The sequence below is a fragment of the Prevotella sp. lc2012 genome (assembly GCF_900107065.1).
Taxonomy (GTDB): domain Bacteria; phylum Bacteroidota; class Bacteroidia; order Bacteroidales; family Bacteroidaceae; genus Prevotella.
This window is the reverse complement of the sequence record NZ_FNUF01000001.1, coordinates 806279-827892: the sequence shown is the minus strand read 5'-3', so window position 1 is coordinate 827892 and position 21614 is coordinate 806279. Positions and strand designations below refer to the sequence as shown.

Annotated in this window: 15 protein-coding genes; 8 read left to right on the top strand and 7 right to left on the bottom strand. The window is 44.2% G+C overall.

The features are described 5' to 3' along the window. Window positions 1-112: 112 nt before the first annotated feature. Window positions 113-769, top strand: a complete 657-nt coding sequence (queC, locus tag BLU99_RS03620) for a 7-cyano-7-deazaguanine synthase QueC (RefSeq protein ID WP_091899785.1) — start codon at window positions 113-115, stop codon at window positions 767-769. Here the strand turns inward: queC and radA are convergent. Next, window positions 766-2190 carry a DNA repair protein RadA gene (gene radA, locus BLU99_RS03615; protein WP_091899784.1) on the bottom strand — a complete coding sequence of 475 codons (1425 nt, stop codon included), beginning with the start codon at window positions 2188-2190 and terminating at the stop codon, window positions 766-768. The two genes, queC and radA, sit on opposite strands and share 4 nt — an antisense overlap. 127 nt (window positions 2191-2317) lie before the next feature. On the opposite strand from radA, the gene BLU99_RS03610 reads away from it, so the two are divergent. Continuing rightward, entirely contained in the window at window positions 2318-3238 is a 921-nt protein-coding gene (locus BLU99_RS03610) for an ABC transporter substrate-binding protein (protein WP_091899783.1), read from the top strand. Continuing rightward, a complete protein-coding gene (locus tag BLU99_RS03605) occupies window positions 3235-5424 on the top strand; it encodes a tetratricopeptide repeat protein (protein WP_091914727.1) in 2190 nt (729 codons plus the stop codon). The genes BLU99_RS03610 and BLU99_RS03605 overlap by 4 nt, the downstream gene beginning before the upstream one ends. Here BLU99_RS03605 and BLU99_RS03600 read toward each other — a convergent pair. From BLU99_RS03600 to BLU99_RS03575, 6 genes are all read right to left on the bottom strand, one after another. Further along, window positions 5384-6550 (bottom strand): acyltransferase family protein, encoded by a 1167-nt coding sequence (locus BLU99_RS03600; protein ID WP_091899781.1) that lies wholly within the window; start codon window positions 6548-6550, stop codon window positions 5384-5386. The two genes, BLU99_RS03605 and BLU99_RS03600, sit on opposite strands and share 41 nt — an antisense overlap. Window positions 6551-6553: 3 nt before the next feature. Continuing rightward, window positions 6554-7792 (bottom strand): cardiolipin synthase, encoded by a 1239-nt coding sequence (gene cls, locus BLU99_RS03595; protein WP_091899780.1) that lies wholly within the window; start codon window positions 7790-7792, stop codon window positions 6554-6556. Between the two features lie 67 nt (window positions 7793-7859). Further along, window positions 7860-11633 (bottom strand): two-component regulator propeller domain-containing protein, encoded by a 3774-nt coding sequence (locus tag BLU99_RS03590; protein WP_091899779.1) that lies wholly within the window; start codon window positions 11631-11633, stop codon window positions 7860-7862. A 16-nt stretch (window positions 11634-11649) separates the two neighbouring features. Continuing rightward, on the bottom strand, window positions 11650-12597 hold the full coding sequence (locus BLU99_RS03585) for a KpsF/GutQ family sugar-phosphate isomerase (protein WP_091899778.1): 948 nt from the start codon (window positions 12595-12597) through the stop codon (window positions 11650-11652). Between the two features lie 21 nt (window positions 12598-12618). Next, complete coding sequence (gene kdsA, locus BLU99_RS03580) at window positions 12619-13380, bottom strand: 3-deoxy-8-phosphooctulonate synthase (protein WP_091899777.1); 762 nt, start codon at window positions 13378-13380, stop codon at window positions 12619-12621. 57 nt (window positions 13381-13437) lie between these two features. Next, window positions 13438-15774: a mechanosensitive ion channel family protein gene (locus BLU99_RS03575; protein ID WP_091899776.1), complete on the bottom strand. Its 2337-nt coding sequence runs from the start codon at window positions 15772-15774 to the stop codon at window positions 13438-13440. A 132-nt stretch (window positions 15775-15906) separates the two neighbouring features. On the opposite strand from BLU99_RS03575, the gene BLU99_RS03570 reads away from it, so the two are divergent. The 5 genes from BLU99_RS03570 to BLU99_RS03550 all read left to right on the top strand — a co-directional run bounded on the left by BLU99_RS03570 (window position 15907) and on the right by BLU99_RS03550 (window position 21591). Continuing rightward, window positions 15907-16773: a hypothetical protein gene (locus tag BLU99_RS03570; protein WP_091899775.1), complete on the top strand. Its 867-nt coding sequence runs from the start codon at window positions 15907-15909 to the stop codon at window positions 16771-16773. Window positions 16774-16922: 149 nt separating this feature from the next. Next, a complete protein-coding gene (locus BLU99_RS03565) occupies window positions 16923-18224 on the top strand; it encodes a glycoside hydrolase 5 family protein (RefSeq protein WP_369807692.1) in 1302 nt (433 codons plus the stop codon). A gap of 37 nt (window positions 18225-18261) precedes the next feature. Further along, window positions 18262-18933: a hypothetical protein gene (locus BLU99_RS03560; protein ID WP_091899774.1), complete on the top strand. Its 672-nt coding sequence runs from the start codon at window positions 18262-18264 to the stop codon at window positions 18931-18933. A gap of 181 nt (window positions 18934-19114) precedes the next feature. Further along, window positions 19115-20440: an acetylxylan esterase gene (locus tag BLU99_RS03555; RefSeq protein ID WP_091899773.1), complete on the top strand. Its 1326-nt coding sequence runs from the start codon at window positions 19115-19117 to the stop codon at window positions 20438-20440. A 35-nt stretch (window positions 20441-20475) separates the two neighbouring features. After that, the gene (locus BLU99_RS03550) at window positions 20476-21591 is read left to right on the top strand and encodes a glycoside hydrolase family 26 protein (RefSeq protein ID WP_091899772.1); all 1116 of its coding nucleotides are present in this window, start codon (window positions 20476-20478) and stop codon (window positions 21589-21591) included. Window positions 21592-21614: the final 23 nt, after the last annotated feature.

Sequence of the window (21614 nt, the reverse complement as noted above, 5' to 3'; positions counted from 1 at the left end):
TGATAATTAACGATTGATAATGGATTATTTAAGTCTTTTTTGCGTACCTATAATAATAATGTAAGGCGGAGTTGACAAAAACTAAGAAAAAAGCCGTAACTTTGCGGCCGGAATGAAAAAAGACACGATTATCATACTGAGTGGTGGCATGGATTCTGTGACACTGCTCTACGATCAACAGGAGCGTATCGCCTTGGCTGTTTCGTTCGACTATGGGAGTAATCATAATGCTCGTGAGATACCCTTTGCCAAGTTACATTGTGAGCGGTTAGGCATCAAACATGTGGTGATACCTCTCGACTTTATGGCGCAATATTTCAGAAGTTCGCTGCTGGAAGGTGCAGAGGCTATACCTGAAGGGCATTATGCAGATGAGAACATGCGTTCGACAGTTGTGCCCTTCCGCAATGGTATTATGCTTGCCATCGCTGTGGGTATGGCAGAAAGTAACGGACTTCGCTTTGTGATGATGGCCAATCATGGAGGAGATCATACGATCTATCCAGACTGTACGCCTCAGTTCGTGGAAGCCTTTGATGAGGCTTCTCGGGCTGGTACATTTGTAAATGTCGGATTGCTCACGCCATTTGTTAACTGGTCGAAAGGAGAGATTGCCCGTAGAGGTAAAGAACTCGGCCTTGATTACGCGGAAACGTGGAGTTGCTATAAAGGCGGCGAAAAACACTGTGGAAAGTGCGGCACATGTGTTGAGCGGAAAGAGGCCTTAGCCGATGCCGGCATTGACGATCCGACCGTATATGAAGGCTAGCCGAAGAGCAGGCGAAGGGCTTCCTCGACCTTGCGGACAGGGTGAAGGGTGATGTGGTATTTTTTTGCATCTATCCCCTGCATATTATACTTCGGAATAATCATATCGCTGAAGCCGAGTTTCTCGGCCTCGGCGATTCTTTGTTCGATACGGTTGACAGGACGGACCTCTCCAGAGAGGCCAACCTCACCAGCCATACACCAACCGCTTTCGATGGGTGTGTCAACATTCGAAGAAAGAACGGCAGCGATGACTGATAGATCAATGGCCAGATCTGTCACCCTAAGGCCACCTGCGATGTTGATGAACACATCCTTTTGCATGAGCTTGAAACCCACACGTTTCTCGAGGACAGCCAAGAGCATGTTCAATCTTCGTTGATCAAAGCCTGTGGCAGAACGTTGGGGAGTACCGTAAGCTGCTGTGGAGACGAGGGCCTGTGTCTCTACTAAGAAAGGTCTAACACCTTCGATGGCTGAGGAAATGGCGATTCCTGATAATCCTTCGTGATCTTGTGTGAGCAGTAGCTCGGAAGGATTGCTGACTTGCCTTAGTCCGTTCTGCTGCATTTCATAGATGCCTAGTTCGGAAGTTGAGCCGAAACGGTTCTTCATAGAACGGAGGATACGGTACATGTAATGCTGGTCGCCTTCAAACTGAATAACGGTATCGACGATATGTTCCAGAATCTTTGGACCAGCCAGTGTGCCTTCCTTCGTGATGTGTCCGATCAGGATGACGGGTACACCACTTGACTTTGCAAAACGGAGTAAGGCAGAAGCACACTCACGCACCTGGGCGATGGATCCAGCTGAAGATTCCACATCTTCGGTCATGATGGTCTGGATGGAGTCTATAACGACAATCTCAGGTTGTTCTGCTTTGATATGATCGAATATATGCTCAAGGGAGTTTTCACAGAGAATGAGGAAGTTGTCAAGACCATTAGACAAATTGTCGGCAGATGTCCTGTTTGTCGTAAGACGATTGGCGCGCATCTTTAGTTGGTGTGCACTCTCTTCTCCGCTGACATAGAGAATTCGCTTATCAGGCATGCTGAGCATCGTTTGGAGGGATAGGGTGGACTTACCGATGCCTGGTTCACCACCCAGAAGGATAATACTCCCAGGAACGAGTCCCCCACCGAGTACACGATTTAATTCTTCGTCATGCATGTCGATTCGAGGATCGTCATGATTGGAAATGTCCTTCAGACGAAGCACGTGGTTCCCTTGTGTATGGGACTGTACACCGCTTCGGAGCGAGGCTGCAGCAGAACGTGCAGCCTGCGTACCCGTATCATTGGCTATCCGGATTTCCTTGAACGTGTTCCATTGTCCGCATGATGGACATTTGCCTATCCACTTTTGCGACTCTTGGCCGCAGTTAGAGCATACGTATGCAATCTTGTCTTTTGCCATAGTATTGCAAAGATAGATATAAAAGTGAAGACAGAACCATAAAGATATGATGTTTTTCTCCTTTTTAACTTTTCTTTGTGTCTTTGTGTCTTTTTGTTCCATATAAATGTTGTATCTTTGCAAACTAATGAAGAGACTTGTTATAGGTATTTTGACAGTATTGATGCTCATAGGTTGTGGGCAGTCATATGAGGAGACAAAGCGTCTGTCACGGCAGCAGCGTCTTCAGTTGGCGCGTGAGGACTCAGCTGCGTTGAAGATTGCTGTGATGCCTACACTTGACTGCCTGCCTGTTTTTGTCGCCAAAGAGTGTCATCTTTTTGATTCGGCTGTGGACATTCGTTTGAAGCGGTTTGCTGCTCAGATGGACTGCGACACAGCGCTTTTGCGAGGTAGGGTGGAGGGTGCTTTCACAGATTTGGTCAGAGCCGAGCGGATGATTAAAAGCGGGATGCCCTTGAAGTATGTTTCTTCCACAAATGCCTATTGGCTCTTGATTGGCAACAGACAGTCACGTGTGACCCAATTGAAACATCTTGATGATAAGATGCTTGCTATGACACGCTATTCTGCCACAGATATGTTGGGCGATCTGGCGGTCGATAGTGCCAGACTAAAGAGCGAGCGTGTTTTCCGTATACAGGTCAATGATGTGAATGTTCGTCTGAAGATGTTGGAGAATAATGTGATGGATGCCTTGTTGCTGACGGAGCCTCAGGCCACGCAGGCGTTGTTAGCTAAACATAAGGTATTGCTTGATACACGAAAACTTGACTTTCATCTTGGCGTTGTCGCCTTCCGCAAGGAGGGTATGGATCATCCGAAACGGAAACAGCAGATAGAAGCCTTCATGAAAGGCTATCGTGCAGCCTGTGATTCCATCAACCGAATGGGAATTGGTCATTATAGACAAATCGTAAAGAAATACTATGGTATTTCCAATCAAACCTTGAAAGCCCTTCCAGATACTTTGAAATATACATATGCTCTTCCTCGAGAGAAGGATGTTGAGAAAGTCAGGGAATGGCTTCATAAAAAACAGCTATGATACAGAATGAAGCGCTCAACTTGGTTCTAGACCGTTTGATAGAGAGAAATCTCGGTGAAGCAATACAGGCAATGGAGTCTTTTCTTTCCGTTCATCCTCATCAGGTGAACACTGATAGGCTTTTCGCCATTAAGACCGATTATCAGACGATGGTTGACTATTGGCGAAAGGGTTTCAAAGATCCACAGTTGAATTCCCTTTATGATAAACTGTTGCAACGGATGTATGTGCTCTATACAAATATAGCCATCAGCTATGCTATTGGTCATTCCTCATTCTTGTCATCAATCCATATGCGTGTGCATATATCAGCTAGAGATTGGTCTCCTCAGGTTATTAGGGAAGAATTGGAGTCGTTTGTGTCGGATGTTGCCATGCTAAGTCTGGAGACAGGTCGCATGTCACAAGATAGTCGTAGGGAGATATATGTACGGCATCAGCAGTTGATGGCGGGACTCTTTGATTTCATTCTGACATCCTCGGTGTGGTCTGACGGTTTTGCCGGAGCCATGGAGGGTATTCTTCTTTCACCGACTGTCGACACGAATGATCAGCAGTTGATTGTTAGTGTAATCATGCTTTCTCTCATAGAGCATTTTGATATGGCGAAATTCCGTTTGTTGGTGCATGTCTATCAGCAGACAACGGATGAGGCTGTCAGACAGCGTGCTCTTGTCGGATGGGTATTCGCCTTAAATGAAGAGATCGGACGGGAAATATACCCAGAGCAAATATTTTTGGTAAAGGAGTTGCTTAAGGATGAGAACTGTTGTCGGGAGTTGACGGAGTTGCAGGAACAGATGATCTACTGTATTAATGCTGAGAAAGACCATCAGACGATTCAGCAGGAGATCATGCCAGACCTGTTGAAACAACAGAAGATACAGGAGTCTATCGGTGGAGTTGATCATATTGATGATGAGGCTCTCCATGATATTCTTTACCCAGAAGAAGCCGAGCAGACCATTGAGAATATAGAAGCCAGTTTCCTAAAAATGCAGGAGATGAAACAACAAGGATCGGACATCTATTTCGGTGGATTCTCGCGAATGAAACGATTCCCCTTCTTCCAGGAGCTCTCAAACTGGTTTGTGCCGTTCTATATTGATCATCCGGATATTGCCTCTGCTGCAGAGAAAATGCAAGGACTTCGATTCCTACAAGATATGATGACGAAAGGCACGTTCTGTAACAGTGATAAGTATTCTTTTATGCTTGCATTTGAACAGGTGATGGGACAGATTCCACCACAGGTGCGTAAGATGATGGAGCGTGGCGAATTACCTTTAGATGATTTTGGTGAGGAAGACATTCATAGTTCTGCGTACATCCGTCGTATCTATTTGCAGGATCTTTATCGTTATTCCAGAATATATCCGAAACGTAGTGAGCTTACTGATGTTTTCGGTCAGGACAGTGGAGGGTATCTTTTCTTCGCTAATCGACTGTTCTCGAATACCCCATTAGAAGAACACTTTAGTGAAGTGGTTTCTTTCTTGATCAAGAAGAATAGAAACTACGATGCTTGTCGTTTGCTGAAGAATTATGGAGAGCTTCGCCGTGATTTCCGATATTATATGATGGCAGGCTATCTTGCCCAGAAAGGCTATGATGTGGTTGCAGGAAGTAAAGTAAAGAAGACTGATCCGGCGGAATATTATGCGAAAGCTCTGCTACAGAAACCAGACCACGAGCGTGCGCTTTTCGGGTATATGCGTGGGCTGATAGCATCGGAGCATTTTGTGGAAGCGTTGGATGTCTGCAATAGACTGTTAGAACTCCGATCAGATAAACGTATCTATCTATCCTTTAGGGCCTTGTGCCTTTTGCGACTTCAACGCTATGAAGAAGCTCAACAGCAGTATTTCCGTCTGAACTATGAGTATCCAGATGATCTAGAAGTTCGTAGGTCATTGGCATGGGCTCTGACATGTAATGGAAAGTATGATCAAGCTGATAAAATATATGATCAACTGATATCTACAGATGATTATAAGCATGTCGACTTGTTGAATTATGGCTATTGCTTATGGTTTGGGGGGCATGTAGACAAAGCTGTTGATTGTTTTCGTCGTTATTTGAAAGAGACAGAAAAAAGTTCGGATGCGATCCTTGAGGAGCGTCCGCTGATACTGGCCAAGGGTATCACAGAGGCAGAGATCCAGATGATGCTCTACTTGCTTTGATTTTCTCTCTTATGATCTCGCTAAGTTTAGTGAAAAAAAGAGGTATTCCAACACCGGCAATCGTGTAGAGAATCCAGAATAAATCTTGTTGTGAATAATCATGAATGACCATGTGACATCCAATTTGTTGGGTGTCTAGGTGGTAATACCATATTTTGATGAGACTAACTGTTTTATAGGCGACGATATGGAAGATGAAGATGTTGAGTGTATGGTCTCCGGTATACACTAGAAACCGTTTCAGCCATCCTTCATGCCTATCAAGCCAACGGCTGATATTATATGTCATAAGGAAACCGAGGATGGCGGGGATCGGAAGGGAAAGAAATTGAACGTAGGTAGATCGCCAGTTCATATTTGCTGTCAGGTGTTTTGAGAACATAAAGACGATGAGTGCAAACAGAAACGTAGAAAGAACGGACATGTAGTGTCTGTCCATAAACGTCCGATATCTGCTTACATATTGTCGGAAGATAAACCCGCAGCCGAAGAAGAAGCACCCCATCATGTCACGGTAGCCGCCTTGTACAAGTGTTACAATCTTCAAACCCTCGTATGTCTTCCATCCACAGAGAAATAGTAATACCAGACAAACAATATATGGAGTCAGGTCGGACATCTTAATTCTTCCGAACCAACGGGATAGTTTGGTGAGTCCTGCATCTGTCACCTTATATATAATAAGATAGAGAATGCTGGCAACAAATAATCCTCGGAAGAACCAGAAAGCGCCGCAGAGGAACTGATCGTAACCTCCCATGGATGAAATAATATGCCATAGATTTTGTTGCATCTGATGCCATGTATAGGGATGAGTGACACCCCCCATCTCATTGCCGAATTTCTCATTGAGGATACCAATGTCGAACATCCAGTTATGAATAATCAAGAAGAATACCGACCACTTGACGAAAGGCAAGTACAATCCTTTGATACGCTTCTTGATAAATTCCGCTTCATTATTTAAGTATTTCAATGAAAAGAAGAAACCGGCAGTGATGAAGAACAACGGCATGTGGAACTCAAAGATAAACTTACAGAGCGCTCCAGGGGCCTCGGCATGCGCAACGACCATAAGGATGATAGCGACGCCTTTACAGATGGATATGGTGGTATCGCGACTCATATGTTATAGAAATGGTGTTAGCATATGACCAAGCCATCCGCGGATTTTCTGCCATCTCGTGCGGCATTTCTGCCACTCATCTTCTGATAGATAGACACTTTTACCCGTGTCTTGTATGAACTTATCCTCAAGTTCACGGGTAATTGCTTTATCGATAATGAGGGCGTTTATCTCATAGTCGAAACGCAGACTACGTGCGTCAAGGTTGGTGCTTCCAACTGTGCAGAAGAGACCGTCAACCATCATAATCTTGGAGTGGTGAAAGCCAGGTTGGTAACGCCATATATGTGCGCCTTCCTTGATAAGCTTGTGAGCATTATATAAAACAATATCCGGTACGAGTGGAATATCATTTTTTGCGGAGATGAGAATATCTACCTTAACCCCTCGTTTAACTGTGCGCTTGAGTGCCTTCATAATCGATGGCGTAGGGACGAAATAAGGGTTGATAATCTTAACGGAGTCTTTTGCCTTATCCAGAGCGTCGATGTAAAAACGACGCATGATCTTGTTTGAGATGTGCGGCTCACGGTTGGCAATGCCCACCATCTTATCTCCTGCAGCCTTTCCTCGGAAATACTGCTCATCAGTAATATCCTCTTTGGTCACTTTCTTCCAAATGCGACAGAAAATGTCTTGTAATTCATTGACAGCTGGTCCCTCAATGCGACAGTGCATGTCACGCCATTCACCTACTTGTTCTGTACCCACGATGTAATAGTCGGCCACATTCATACCGCCTGTATAGGCAACCTCACCATCGATAACAACAATCTTCCGATGGTCGCGCGGCCATATGTGATTAAACCACGGGAAACGAATAGGGTCGAATTCGTAGATGTTGATGCTGTCTGCATGTAATTTGCGTAGGTGCTCTTTCCTTAACGGTTGGTTATTGGAATCGTTTCCGAAACCATCGAATAGGGCACGTACTTCCACTCCTTCCTTGCGTTTCTCTTTTAAGATGTCGAAGAGCAGATTTGCAATGGAGTCGTTGCGAAAATTGAAATACTCCAGATGGATGCTTTTCTTTGCCTGTCGTATGGCGGTGAACATATCATCGAACTTCTCTTTTCCAGACATCAGAAGATGTACGCTGTTATGATGTGTAAAGACAATACCTTGTTGGCGCATCTTCTCTACTATGAGGGAGTCGCTACTTTGTGCATTCGCTATGTTATAGGAAAAAAGAAGAACGATGAATGATAGACAAATCCTCTGTGTCAGCTTTTCTCCTCGCATTCTAAAAAAACAATTATCATTCATTTCCCTTCATTGACGGTGTTGTCTGTGACAGACCAGAACCGTATTATTTCCTATGCTTTAGTCTGTATTCGAGTGGTGTCATACCAAACTTCTCCTTGAAGATATTGATGAAGTTCTCGGCAGTCATGAAACCTATGTTCGAGGCTAATTCACTCATATTGATATTTGTACGTTTCAGCAATATACATGCATGCTTTAGACGCATATCACGCACCAATTCCGCAGGTGTCTTGCTAGTTAGGTTACGGACTCTGTGGAAGAAAGGTACACGTCCCATGCCCATAGCAGTAGCCATTTCCTCAAGGCTAATCTGACCACGGCTCATATTTTGCATCACATACTGCTCGATGTTCCTTAGCAGTTGCTGATCCATGGCATCCAGCATGGAGTAATCTGACAACGTCTGTTCCTCTCCATACTCCTGTTCCTCAGTGACTTGGGTGACTAATTGACTTTCTGTTCGTTTAATGATTTTGGTGTCAACCTTGTTCATAGGATCGTCAGCATCTGCTTCACCATCGTCTTGGGGAGAGTATTCCCCAATGCTATAACTTTCTGTCGCAGTAGTCATACTTGAGTTCCTATCTTCCAACATACGGGTCTCTGCTCCTTCAATCAGGTTGCTATTCATCTCTATGGGACCAAGACCAAGGAGTTTGTTCAGACGAATAGAAGCCTCCTGTAGATTAAAAGGCTTGGCTAGATAATCATCAGCAGAGAGGGTGATATTCTGAGAACGCATATCTTGCGGTGTGAGAACACCTTCTGTCATCAGTACGAATTTGATATTCTGGGTTTTCATGTCCATCTTCAACTGATTACAGAGATCGCTACCAGTCATTCCTTTCATGTCTTGTTTGCAGACAACGATGTCACAACGCATTTCATCTAAGTCGGTGGCTGCTTTCTCAATGTCATCGTATGCGTGGAAGTCGTAGACATACTGTAGACGTGCGGTGGCAAACTTCAGAAACTCTTCATTGTCGTCAATCATCACCACAGTGAACTTCATTGTTGGCGTGTCAAGGGCGGCACGTGATCTGCCGGCATCTGACGTGAGCGTCTGATTGATAATCTCGGGTAATTCGATCTCTCCTCTGCCGTTAAGTTCCAAACGGTCTTGAACAGTATTCTTGGCTCTCTCCTCAGGATTCTCAAGGTTGGTTTGCATATCACTTACGCGGGTGATGATTTGTAACATCTGGGAGTGAAGCGCATTCAACTGCTCTTTCTCCTCTAGCGATTTCTCTTTTTCTGAGAGGTTGCCGATAATAGAGGTCATTCGCGCCATCGGTTGTCGTAGATCCTCGCTAGCTGCCTTAATCTCCTCTCTCTGTAGGGTGAGTTCGCGGATTACTGCTTTTTTCCTGGCCTTGATGACTGCCAGTTGTTTGATGCCAATACGCCAGAAGTAGATAACGACTAGAGCAAGGATGATGTATGCAAGAATCATCCACCATGATAATAGCCAGTGTGGTTCGATAATTATTTCCAGTCTGCGTTCCTGGTTGCTGACGGCACCTTCTGCGCTGATGGCCTTTACATGGAGGATATATTTGCCACTTTTCAGGTTTTTGAAGGTAACGCCATGTGTTAAAGCGTTTCCATTGCGCCAGTCCTCATCTTTACCTTCCATCCAATACATGAACTGGAGACGCTCGCTCTGGTTGTAGTTTCCTGCAGCAAATTTTATCGTAAACGTGTTCTGGTTGTGCCCAAGAACAAGTTTATTGGTCTCGTTAAGTGCCTGGGGCAAGACAATCCTTTCATTGTATTCGTGACCAGTAAGGATCTCTTCTTCACCGATGAATAATTGTGTCAGCATGACGCGTGGAAGGGCATCGTTATCATCAGATGTTTTCTGAAGCACCCAGTTTACACCATAGAGACCGCCCAGAAGCACATTGCCATCTTGTCTCGTAAGTATAGATCCCGGATTGAACTCGTTGCTTTGCAGACCATCTGCCGTAGTATAATTATATAGGCCGTAGTTATTCGAACCATCTTCATGGTTACGTTGTACGACGATACGGCTGACACCGCTGCTTGTCGTTACCCATATACTATGGTTCTTATCTTCTGCGATACCACAGATGTTATTGTTACATAACCCTTGCTTTTCAGTCAGGTAGTTCAGAGTATCATTCTCCAGATTCAATATATTCAGACCTTCGCGAGTGCCAATCCAAATCAGTCCACGTGAGTCTTGGAGTACTTGTGTGATAAAATTGTTTGTAAACGATTTTGTGTTTGTTGTATTTCCTGTAAGGACTGTCTTATCGGTTGTGGAGAGGTTCAAAATAACCAATCCTTCAGATGTGCCTATATAAAGATCGTTAGATTTTCCATGATGGTTGTAGTACAAACTCGTGATGTTATTCGTGTTGAGTTTACCGTTCTCCCGAGTATATGAGGAGAAAGTGTTCATCCGAGGATTATATACCTGAAGACCGCCGTTAGTGGCAATCCATAGGTTGCCAATTTTGTCTGTGCAAAGTGCATTGATATGATCATCAATCAACGTGGAGGTACTGTCTTTTGCCAGAGAATAGATAGTGGACGTTCCATTCTTGATTCGAGTCAGACCATTACGTTTCGAACCCACCCATAGACTTCCGTCTGGAGTCGTTGCCATAGTGGCCACCTTTTTGCTGGCCATTACACCCTCATAACCTATAACGCCTTTGTCGCTTGTTCCATACCAGATGGTTCCATTCGCATCTTGTGCAATGGCTGTGATATCACCGTTCAGGTTTGATCCAAATCGGTAGATGTAGTTGCCAGAGTATGCCACACCTGATTTTTCTGTACCGACCCATATTAGGTCCGTATCATCTACATATACACTCTGGATGCTAATCTTCTCCTTGATCCACTGACTGTCATTAATGTTCCGTGGTTGTACCGCTTCCACAACGTGGGTATGAACATTCATTTTAAGCAGTCCGAGTTGATCGGAGCCAATCCAGATGTTTCCGTTACGATCACCGGCCATACCATTGATATTACGATCTACTCCGACTCCGGTCAGTCCTAACTGGTCACCGATAGAGGTGTCCCATGAATCTGTACCCTTATTGTACATCGCCAAAGTGCCTTGTCCGTAAAGCCATATATTATCCATTTGGTCGGCATATGCCCTCAGCGACTTGTTTTTACGTCGTTTGAGTGATGCAAGCCCTTGAGTGGCCCAGACAGTATGTTGTTGATGCATGACATCGCAGCATACCATGCGTCCATCATCGTAGACAATAATCGCTCCGTCGCGGCATTCGCTAATAGAGCAGATGACACCTTGCGGAACACCATGAGCATCGTCGGTATAGCCAAACTCATAAAGAAGTTGTTGTTGTTGGTTATAGCATACAACACCTTTGTTGGGGATGGCTCCCCATAGGTTCTTGTGTCGGTCGATAAAGACAACGCTAGGGATAGTTTCAATACCCATTCTTGCGAAAGACTGTTTCATGTCACGCTCAAAGCTTTCGGTTTGCGGGTGATAGATACAATAGCCAGAAGAAGTTTCTACTAATAGGTTCCCGTCGAGAGTTTCTTGAATGGAATTAATATAACTATCGTTAAGCGAAGAGCCGTCCTGTGAGTCGCTTTGAAAGTTCTTGAACGTATAACCGTCGAAACGATATAAGCCTGCCGGCGTTCCGAACCAGACATAGCCTCGTGAATCTTTCAATATGCAGTTTACTTGACTAGAAGTCAGACCGTCATGTGCGTCTAGCGTTTTGAACAGATGGTCGGCTATAACTGCCAAGGGCAGGAAAAGTAAAAGGATTAATAATATTTTCTTGGTTGTTTTCATAAGGCTCGTTTTCGTGTTATATCATACAAGAGTAGTGGTCGACGACTCCAAGCAAATGTTCGTCGTTGTCGGTGACCAGTACAGAGTGTACTTTATATTTGTTCATGATTTGCTGTATCTCTGTAATCTTTGTGTCAGGTCTGACTGTCTTTGGTGTGCGTGTCATAATGTCCTCAACGGTACGGCCAAAGAATTCTGCCTGCCATTTCTCCATTGCACGACGGATATCACCATCGGTAATCAGACCAACGATCTTGCCGTTTACCTCAGCGATTCCAAGTCCAAGTTTCCCCTTGCTGACCAGAATGATAGCCTCTCCGAGATGCATCTCGGGAGGAAGTATGGGCATGTCGTCTGAACGCATCACGTCTTGCGCAGTTGTCAAAAGTCGTTTCCCCAGTTCTCCTCCGGGATGGAATTGGGCGAAGTCATGCGGTTGGAAGTTTCTTTTTTCAATCAAGGCTACAGCAAGCGCATCACCCATGGCCATCTCTGCCATAGTAGAACTTGTAGGCGCAAGGTTAAGAGGGCATGCTTCCTTTTCCACGCGGACGTTCAGATGACAGGTGGAGTATTTGGCTAATAACGATTCGGAATTTCCACTCATGCCGATGATCGGGATATGCATGTGTAAAACCATCGGAATGAAACGCAGCAACTCATCAGTCTGTCCGGAGTTTGATATGGCTAGAACTACGTCTTCGGGTGTCATAACACCTAAATCACCGTGAAATACATCTAATGGATTAATGAAGAATGAAGGAGTACCGGTACTTGATAGGGTAGCAGCAATCTTAGCTCCGATATGGCCACTTTTGCCGACACCTGTTACGATTACCTTGCCTTTGCATTCGTACATTAGCTGTACAGCCATGTCAAAACTGTCACTGAGTTGCTCAATCAGTCCTGTTACGGCTGCTGCCTCATCCTTAAAACACTGTATCGCGTACTCTCTAGTTGTCATCTTCTTCGTCTTCCCTTTTTGTTACTCTACAATCTTTGTAATCAAATCCTCTAGTTTGTCCAATTCCAACATGTTAGCAGCATCACTTAATCCTTCGTCAGGAGAGGGATGTACCTCAAAGAACCATCCGGTCGCCCCAAAAGCCTTTGCTGCTAACGCCATCTGTGGCACAAATCTGCGGTCGCCACCAGTCTTTCCGTTGCTCCCTCCTGGCCGCTGTACGCTATGGGTACAATCCATAATGACAGTTGGTACAATCTCTAACATATCGGGTATATTACGGAAATCCACCACAAGGTTATTGTAGCCCATCATGTTACCACGTTCTGTTAACCATACCTCTTGAGCTCCAGCGTCTTGTGCTTTTTCTACGGGGTATCGCATGTCCTTTCCACTAAGAAACTGTGCCTTCTTGATGTTGACCGTTTTCCCAGTTTTTGCAGCGGCCACAAGCAGATCAGTTTGCCGGCAAAGAAAAGCTGGTATCTGTATGACATCGCAAACCTCGCCTGCAAGTTTGGCTTGCCAACTCTCGTGAATATCGGTGAGAATCTTTAGGCCATATCTTGATTTGATATCAGCCAACATCTGCAGCCCACGCTCTATGCCGGGGCCCCGGAAAGAATGAATAGAGGTTCGATTGGCCTTGTCAAAGGAGGCTTTAAATATGATGTCAGTGCCCAATTTGGCATTGATATCCTGAAGCTTGCGCGCCACAGTGCTCAGTAGCTCAGCCGACTCGATGACGCATGGTCCTGCAATAATCGTTCTCTGATTACTCATAATGATGATGCAAAAATAAGTATTTTATCTAAATCTACCAAACAAATTGACTGTTTTTTAATCTTTTACCAGATGGATGTCACGTTGTGGGAACGGGATGCTGATGCTGTTTTTGTTCAATGTCTCGTAGACACATTTCAGTACATCACTCATCACGTGTGTTTTTTTCGTAGCCTCGGCCCAGACTAAAAGTTTGAAGTTGATGCTCGAATCGGCCATCTCTGATACAACTGCTTTTGTTTCCTTAGAGGCATCCATCCAAGGGTGATTCATCGTATTGACGGCATCCTCGACCAATTGAGTCACTTCCTTTAGGTTTGAACCATATGCGACACCGAAAGGAATGACTGCAAGTACATACCCATGGTTACGAGTCAGGTTCTTGTAGTTCTTCGCAAACAGTTGGGAATTCTGAAAGGTGATAACCTCTCCGGATCGTGCTTCCACGACAGTTGAGGTATAGCTGATAGAACTAACTTTCCCCATAGTTCCATCGACCTCAATCCAATCACCTACTTTGATACGACCTGCCATGAGTGAGGCGCCGTAATAGATGTTTTCGATGATATCCTTGGATGCGAAACCTATACCGGTTGATAGACCTCCAGAAATAGCGAGTAGCCATGCGACACTAATATGCAGGACGGAGAGTGAAATCATCAACCATATTCCCCATACGAGTACTTGAATCACATTTCTCCCCATTACTTCTTTCGAGGCAGCTGTTGACGGGTCATCTGTTTCATAATGGATACGTAATAAGGCGAGGATGGTGTGGGCAATGTAACGGAAGAGAAACCACAACGTGATGACCATCGAGAGTTTTAGGATGCTCACTTGCAAATTCGTCATGTCTATAAAACTGTATTTGAAGATCTGCCAGCAGAGCTCACTCAGATTGAACACCTTCGCTGCCCAGTAGATACTTAACATAATAGAATTCACGCTCAAAGCAGGCATTACTACCTTTTCGACAAATAGATAGGCCCATGTCTGTGTGATGGGTTTCTTGTCATATCCTTTGCGTTTTGCAAAGATTTCAATGTATTGGCTGACACAGGTAATAGTTAGGATACAGGTTAACTGCATGATCCACCATATCAGTAATTGTACAGCCAGTAATGTATATCCGGCCCAGGAGCAACATACAGATGCAATGAAGACAACGAGGGAGATATAAGTATAGAAAATGTCCGACTTGGGAATGTTTTGATTGTGTTTTCTGATGACCAACCATTGCCAGACTGCACACGCGAGCAATATTGGAGGTAATGCAATGTTTACTAACTCGTTGGGAATAAGAATGATGCGGCATCCGATAACGATAAACCCTACAGCGATTAAAGGCGCATAGATACGAAAGGCGCTACCTATCTGTTCACCTTTTACACGGAGTAGCAATGAGATAAGAATTACACCAAGCAGCCATGCGTATTCCACCAATAGGTTTGATGCCATAAGAATGAAGTTTTGAGTGGAGTTGCTCATTAGTAATCCTTGTATCACCGCGAAGGTGATGGTGGTGGTAGCCATGATGATGGCGGCCTGCTTCTTCTTAAACTCCTCAGTCTTAAACCGCTTTGGTAAGAGAAAACGGAAAAAGAGCTGGTTGAGGACTATGGCAACGATGACATAAAAAGCTATGGCGATAAATAGTCCGAATATCCACCGTGAACTCCATTGAGAATTGTCATCGTTATTGATTGTATATTTCTTTTTGACAGTTTCTGTCATAGAACTCCAGCGCCGTCCGAGGTTGTTTAATAGCGTGGGATAGCTATCGCTACCATTGATGAAGATGCTCCGCTGAATATCTGTGTAACGGTTTCTGGCATAATCATTCAGTTCGCTGAGGCGCCGCTCTGTCTGTTTGTAGAAGTGGATGTTGCGCTTTAGTTGTTGCTCGCCATCAGCTAGCATCGAACGGATGTTTTTGGCTAGAACTAGACATGAATCACGCCGCTTAGAGCCGTAGGCAGTTGTCATCATCTCTGGCATCGCCTCCAAACGTTTCACAAGACTATCGTATCGCGCAAGTTCTGCTCCGCTTTTCTCTAAGAAGGAAGTGAAGGGAATCTGGTTTTTGTGAAAGTCCTGATACTGTTTTGTGGCTTCGTGACAAGCGTATGTCATGTCGAATACGTTATCCTGTTGCTGTGAATAGAGCATTAGCGCATTCTGGTCTGCTTGTTTCATCGTTAACAGCAACTGGGTGATAAGCTGCTTGGCACGTACCTTTCGTACAGCACTCCGAGCGGTCAGCTCGTCGTTGTATTGTTCCAGTTCTTTCTGTAAGATTGATAGCGTCTGTTCGAGATCTTTCTCTTTCAGAACGGCATGGGTCTCTATACCGATAGACAATAGAAGTAGTAATATGGCTAAGAAACGTTTCATTTGATTAAAATGTTGTTTAGTTATGCAAAGATACGAAAAAAACTTCTTAATTCTGAAAAATAAGATTATTTATGGGGGAATTTAATGTATTTTTGATTACTTTTGCATCATAATCCTTATAATAGATTGAAAATGATACTGATTGCAGACAGTGGAAGTACAAAGACGGACTGGGCATTCGTACCTTCGGATGCGGACAGCCTTGAGATGTCATATCGCGTCTTTAGTACGCAAGGCATTAATCCATTTCATCAATCACAGGATGAGATATCTTCTATTCTTCAGGAAGAGTTGGTTCCTCAACTTCCTGAAGGAAAGGAAACCGTGACGAGCGTAAAATTTTATGGTAGTGGTGTGAGACCAGAATTTGAGATGCCGATGGTGCGACTTCTTCGTCAGTCGTTTTTATGTGCAGAGGATATTGAGGCACATAGTGATTTGTTGGGTACTGCTCGTAGCTTGTGTGGATGTAATGAGGGGATTGCGTGTATTTTGGGAACGGGTGCGAATTCCTGTTTGTATGATGGAAAGATTATTGTTAAGAACACTTCGGCTCTTGGTTATATCCTTGGCGACGAGGGAAGTGGCGCTGTGATTGGAAAGCATTTTTTGCATGCACTTTATATGGGCCTGTTGTCAGAAGAAATTAAGTCCCAATTTGAAAAACAGACAGGACTATCTTTGGCCTCGATTATTGATCGTGTCTATCGCCAACCTATGGCGAATCGTTTCTTGGCCAGTCTTTCAACGTTTATTTATGATCATCTTGATAATCCCGACATACGTTCACTTGTCGTTACGAGTTTTACAGACTTCTTCCGTTATCATATCTCACCATATAATCGTCATGATTTGCCTGTTTCATTTATTGGTTCAATTGCATGGTACTATCAGAAGGAATTATGCGAGGCGGCAGCCAGTCAGGGTTTCGTCGTAGGACAAATTCAAAAGAGTCCGATGGCCGGCTTATTGCGTTACCATAGGAAAACTCTTTCATGAAATGCCATCTGCTCGTTTTTCTAATGTGGTTTATAATACTCTTTGAGCGATTTCTGACACTCAATGCTCATTTGTCGTAAGTTTTATTATAATTATTTGGTTTTCTGAAGAAAAATGTGTATCTTTGCCATTGAATTAACCAGCCAATAATGATGAAACTGAAACTGTTCGTTACAATACTCTTTTTTATGGCGTTTGTGGCCTGTCGTGGACAACAGGGAGAACGTAGTGATTTCGTACGTGTGGCGAATGGACATTTTGTGAAGAACGGAAAACCCTATTATTACGTGGGTACTAATTTCTGGTACGGGGCAATTCTTGGCTCCGAGGGGCAAGGCGGAGATCGCGTGCGGCTCTGTCGGGAACTCGACTTTATGAAGTCTGTGGGAGTCGATAATCTTCGTATTCTTGTTGGAAGCGATGGGGAACGTGGGGTAACAACGAAGGTAGAGCCGACACTACAGGTGAAGCCTGGGGAATATAATGATACGATCCTTGCAGGTCTCGACTTCCTATTGCAAGAAATGGCTAAACGTGATATGGTGGCGGTTCTTTATTTGAATAACTCATGGGAGTGGAGTGGTGGTTATAGTTTCTATTTGGAACACGCGGGCGAAGGGCGGCAGCCACGCCCCAATGAAGATGGCTATCCTGTTTTTATGAATGCGATGACAAAATATGCAACCAACCAGAAAGCGCACGAATTGTTTTATGATTATGTGCGTTTTATCCTTGGTCGGACGAATCGCTATACAGGAGTGGCTTATAAGAATGATCCAGCCATTATGTCGTGGCAGATTGGTAATGAGCCGCGTGCTTTTTCTAGGGAGGCGTTGCCTGCTTTCGAGAAGTGGCTTGCCGAGGCTTCTTCTCTCATCCGTTCGCTTGATTCAAACCATCTGATTTCTATCGGTAGCGAGGGCGCGTGGGGCTGTGAAGGCGATTTCGATTGTTGGGAACGTATAAGTTCGGATGCCAATATTGACTATTGTAATATTCATCTGTGGCCTTACAATTGGGGCTGGGCGAAGGCTGATTCTTTAATTGAGAACTTGCCAAGGGCAAAAGAGTACACCCAGAAGTATATTGAACGTCATTTGGAGATATGTGCACGAATAGGGAAGCCTTTGGTGATGGAAGAATTTGGTTATCCACGTGATGATTTTCAATTCGCGTTGGGCACACCTACTAAAGGGCGTGATGGATTCTATGAGTACGTATTCTCACTGGTGGCTGATAATGCAGAAAAAGGTGGCTATTTCGCAGGCTGCAATTTCTGGGGGTGGGGTGGATTTGCTAAGCCCCAGCATTATGAACAGTGGCAGGTTGGTGATGACTATACGGGAGATCCTGCGCAGGAGGCTCAGGGACTGAATTCTGTTTTCACAGGTGATACTTCTACGTTGTCGGTTATTAAGTCACAAGCAGATAGGATGAAAAAGATAGAATAGTTATCAACTATAATTGTATTACATAAAGCAACTGCGTATGAAAAAATTATTTACCCTGATCGTTGTTGTGTGTCTTGCGACATATGCAAATGCACAGGAATGGGCTGAACAAGCTAAAGTGGAAGATACTCCGTTTGGTCTGATATCAGATCAGAATGTGAAGAAGAAAGCCACTCGTTCATTTGATGGGATTATATCTGCGGTTCTATGGGAAGGAGAATGCGTGTTTAATAATTCCCCGAATGAGGTTGGTATATGCATTGATGCAGAGGAATTCTCTCATGTTGCGGTTGGTGATGCTTTGGAGCTTGTATATTCTACATCATCTGTCGACATGGAGAATTGTTGTCAGATCAAGATGGTCAGTGCTAGTGTGGATGATGCCTTGGAAGGCAATGCTTCTGAGTTGAATGACAGAGGGTATGTCGTTGTTGAGGAGGGTTCGACGTTGTATGATATCATATTAACAGAGACCGATGTTGCCAATTTGAAGAAGAATGGATTGCGTGTAAGTGCCGACAATCTCGTGGTATCTCAAATCAATCTGATTAAATTGACTTCTTCTATTAAGGTTGCAGCCTCGGAATTTATACCGGCGAAAAAGAAAAAGAAGAAAACAAGTGTCAGTTATAATATGTCGGGTCAAGTGGTCGACGAAAATTATAAGGGTATAGTTATCCAGGATGGTGTAAAAATGGTAGTAAAATGAAATCCTTTAGTTCTTTGAGGTAGTTGAATACTATAGGCAAAAGACGAAGAAAACCGACTCTCTTTGTCTTTTGCCTTTTTAGTAAAAAAGTACTATAAATAGATAATATATTATTCTGCGTTTCGCTGTTTTTTGCGTAACTTTGCACCCGACAATTTGAAAGCTCAAAACTGTACATATAATGAAAAGACTGCTTGCTATTTTTCTTTGTTTAGCGACGTTGGGGAATCTGTATGCTCAGATTCGTGGTAATAATATTGTTGTGACTGTGCAACCAGACCATAGGGACTGGACTTATCAAACTAATGAGAAGGCAACATTTGTGATTAATGTGCTCAAATCTGGAACGTTACTTGATAATGTGAGTGTCGATTATGCTACCGGACCAGAGATGTATCAGAATGTCAAGAAGAACGTTGTCTTGAAAAATGGAACATTGAAGTTGACCGGCTCCATGAAGCAGCCTGGCTTTTTCCGTGTTGACGTGGTGGCTCATGTCAATGGCAAGAATTATAAAGGAGCCTGTAGCGTAGCCTTCTCACCAGAAAAACTGCAGCCGTCGACAGTCTTCCCACGCGATTTCTGCGATTTCTGGGAGAGTGCCATCCGTGAAGCACGTAAGACAGACCTGAATCCAACGAAACGGCTATTACCAGAGCGTTGCACAAAGGATGTGAACGTATATGAAGTTTCCTTCAATAATGAACGATGGGGGGTGCGTACCTATGGTATTTTATGTGTGCCCGTTAAAGAAGGCCGTTATCCTGCGTTGCTTAGAGTTCCTGGAGCAGGCGTGCGACCATATGCAGGCGATATTTATACGGCCTCTCAGGGAGCTATTACGCTCGAAATCGGTATACATGGCATCCCGGTAACAATGGAACAAGGAGTTTACGATGATTTGGGAAACGGTGCTCTTCAGGGGTACTGCGAGTATAATATGGAATCGCGTGAAAAACATTACTATCATCGTGTGATTATCGGTTGTATTCGTGCTCTTGATTACATTGCCGAATATACGCCGTGGAATGGACAGGAGCTGGGTGTGACAGGCTCCTCTCAGGGAGGTTTCCTGACATTGGCAACTGCAGGATTGGATCGACGTGTGACCTTTTATGCCCCTGTGCATGCGGCTCTCTGTGATCATACTAATTCGTTGCGTGGTATCGCATGCGGTTGGCCTCATTACTTTTATGGGAAACCCAATATTAAAGGATATCGATTACCCAATGAGCGTGACATAAGAACTACGCTTGACGACCAGATAGAGACCTCACGTTATTATGATGGTGTCAATTTTGCCCGTTTGATTACTGACAAACAGAAAGGATGGTTCTCTTTTGGTTATAATGATGACGTTGTGCCGCCTACAACGGCATGGGCCACTTATAACACAGTAAAAGGGCCCAAAGAAATCTCACCATATCAGGCCACATGGCATTTCTGGTATCAGGAACAATGGGATGAGTGGGAAGAGTGGCTATTGAAACAGATGAAGTTAAGATAGTATGTATATTCGTGGATTTATGAAGTAAGAATGATATGAAAAAGATTTATGTTATATCGATTATAGCGTTTGCTGTGACAGCTTGTTCTGCAGCGAAGCAGTCTGAACAGGAGAAGACAAAGGGTCAGCGGTTAATGGAACGCCTTGATACCCTTCGTCAGAGGGGATATATGTTTGGTCATCAGGATGATCCCTTTTATGGTCTGACATGGGAATACCAAAAAGACTCAAGTGATGTAAAAAATGTTTGTGGCGATTATCCTGCAGTGATGGGATTTGAACTGGGTGGTATCGAAATGGGTGACAAGAAAAGCCTTGATAGCGTTCCTTTTACGAAAATCACAGAGGAGATCATCAATCATTATAATCGTGGGGGCATCATTACTATTAGCTGGCATCCACGTAACCCGTTGACCACGATAGATGGAGGTGGTTTGGCTGGACAGAAGTTTCCTGAGGGTACTGCATGGGATATCAGTGATACAACTGTTGTGAGAAGTATTCTGAAGGGAGGAGAAAAATATGATCTTTTCCAGATCTGGATGCAACGCTTGTCTGATTTCCTTGCCACACTAAAGACGGAAGATGGTGAGAGAATACCCGTTATATTCCGCCCATGGCACGAGAATACCGGCTCTTGGTTTTGGTGGGGTGAGAGACTTTGTTCTGCGGAGGATTATAAGGCTTTGTGGAATATGCTTCAGGATAAACTAGATGCTGACGGATTTGATAATCTACTTTGGGCATACTCGCCGGGTATGGCTCCAGATCTCACGCAGGAGAAGTATTTAGAGCGTTATCCTGGCGACGATCGTGTCGGCTTGGTTGGTATCGATGGCTACCAGTGGGGTTCCAAGAAAGATTTTATAGCCCAACTGGATATGAATCTTACGATGCTCACGAGGTTTGCTGCAGAGCACGGTAAGGTAGCCGCTTTAACGGAATGTGGTTTGAAAAATCTCACTGACCCGACGTGGTGGACATCAACGCTTACTCCTGTACTTGATAAGCATCAGATAAGTTACTTCCTCGTGTGGCGTAATGCACGGCATGAGTGGTTCGGACCTTCACCGTCGAAGCCTGATGCAGTCTTTTTTAAGGAAATGTACGATAAGAAGAACGTTCTTTTCTTAAAGGATATTACAGAATAATCAATAGAAAATAGAGATAAGGA

Bases quoted from the DNA above. Each gene is read 5' to 3' on its own strand.
- queC (WP_091899785.1), top strand. From the start codon at position 113: ATGAAAAAAGACACGATTATCATACTGAGTGGTGGCATGGATTCTGTG.
- radA (WP_091899784.1), bottom strand. From the start codon at position 2,190: ATGGCAAAAGACAAGATTGCATACGTATGCTCTAACTGCGGCCAAGAG.
- BLU99_RS03610 (WP_091899783.1), top strand. From the start codon at position 2,318: ATGAAGAGACTTGTTATAGGTATTTTGACAGTATTGATGCTCATAGGT.
- BLU99_RS03605 (WP_091914727.1), top strand. From the start codon at position 3,235: ATGATACAGAATGAAGCGCTCAACTTGGTTCTAGACCGTTTGATAGAG.
- BLU99_RS03600 (WP_091899781.1), bottom strand. From the start codon at position 6,550: ATGAGTCGCGATACCACCATATCCATCTGTAAAGGCGTCGCTATCATC.
- cls (WP_091899780.1), bottom strand. From the start codon at position 7,792: ATGCGAGGAGAAAAGCTGACACAGAGGATTTGTCTATCATTCATCGTT.
- BLU99_RS03590 (WP_091899779.1), bottom strand. From the start codon at position 11,633: ATGAAAACAACCAAGAAAATATTATTAATCCTTTTACTTTTCCTGCCC.
- BLU99_RS03585 (WP_091899778.1), bottom strand. From the start codon at position 12,597: ATGACAACTAGAGAGTACGCGATACAGTGTTTTAAGGATGAGGCAGCA.
- kdsA (WP_091899777.1), bottom strand. From the start codon at position 13,380: ATGAGTAATCAGAGAACGATTATTGCAGGACCATGCGTCATCGAGTCG.
- BLU99_RS03575 (WP_091899776.1), bottom strand. From the start codon at position 15,774: ATGAAACGTTTCTTAGCCATATTACTACTTCTATTGTCTATCGGTATA.
- BLU99_RS03570 (WP_091899775.1), top strand. From the start codon at position 15,907: ATGATACTGATTGCAGACAGTGGAAGTACAAAGACGGACTGGGCATTC.
- BLU99_RS03565 (WP_369807692.1), top strand. From the start codon at position 16,923: ATGATGAAACTGAAACTGTTCGTTACAATACTCTTTTTTATGGCGTTT.
- BLU99_RS03560 (WP_091899774.1), top strand. From the start codon at position 18,262: ATGAAAAAATTATTTACCCTGATCGTTGTTGTGTGTCTTGCGACATAT.
- BLU99_RS03555 (WP_091899773.1), top strand. From the start codon at position 19,115: ATGAAAAGACTGCTTGCTATTTTTCTTTGTTTAGCGACGTTGGGGAAT.
- BLU99_RS03550 (WP_091899772.1), top strand. From the start codon at position 20,476: ATGAAAAAGATTTATGTTATATCGATTATAGCGTTTGCTGTGACAGCT.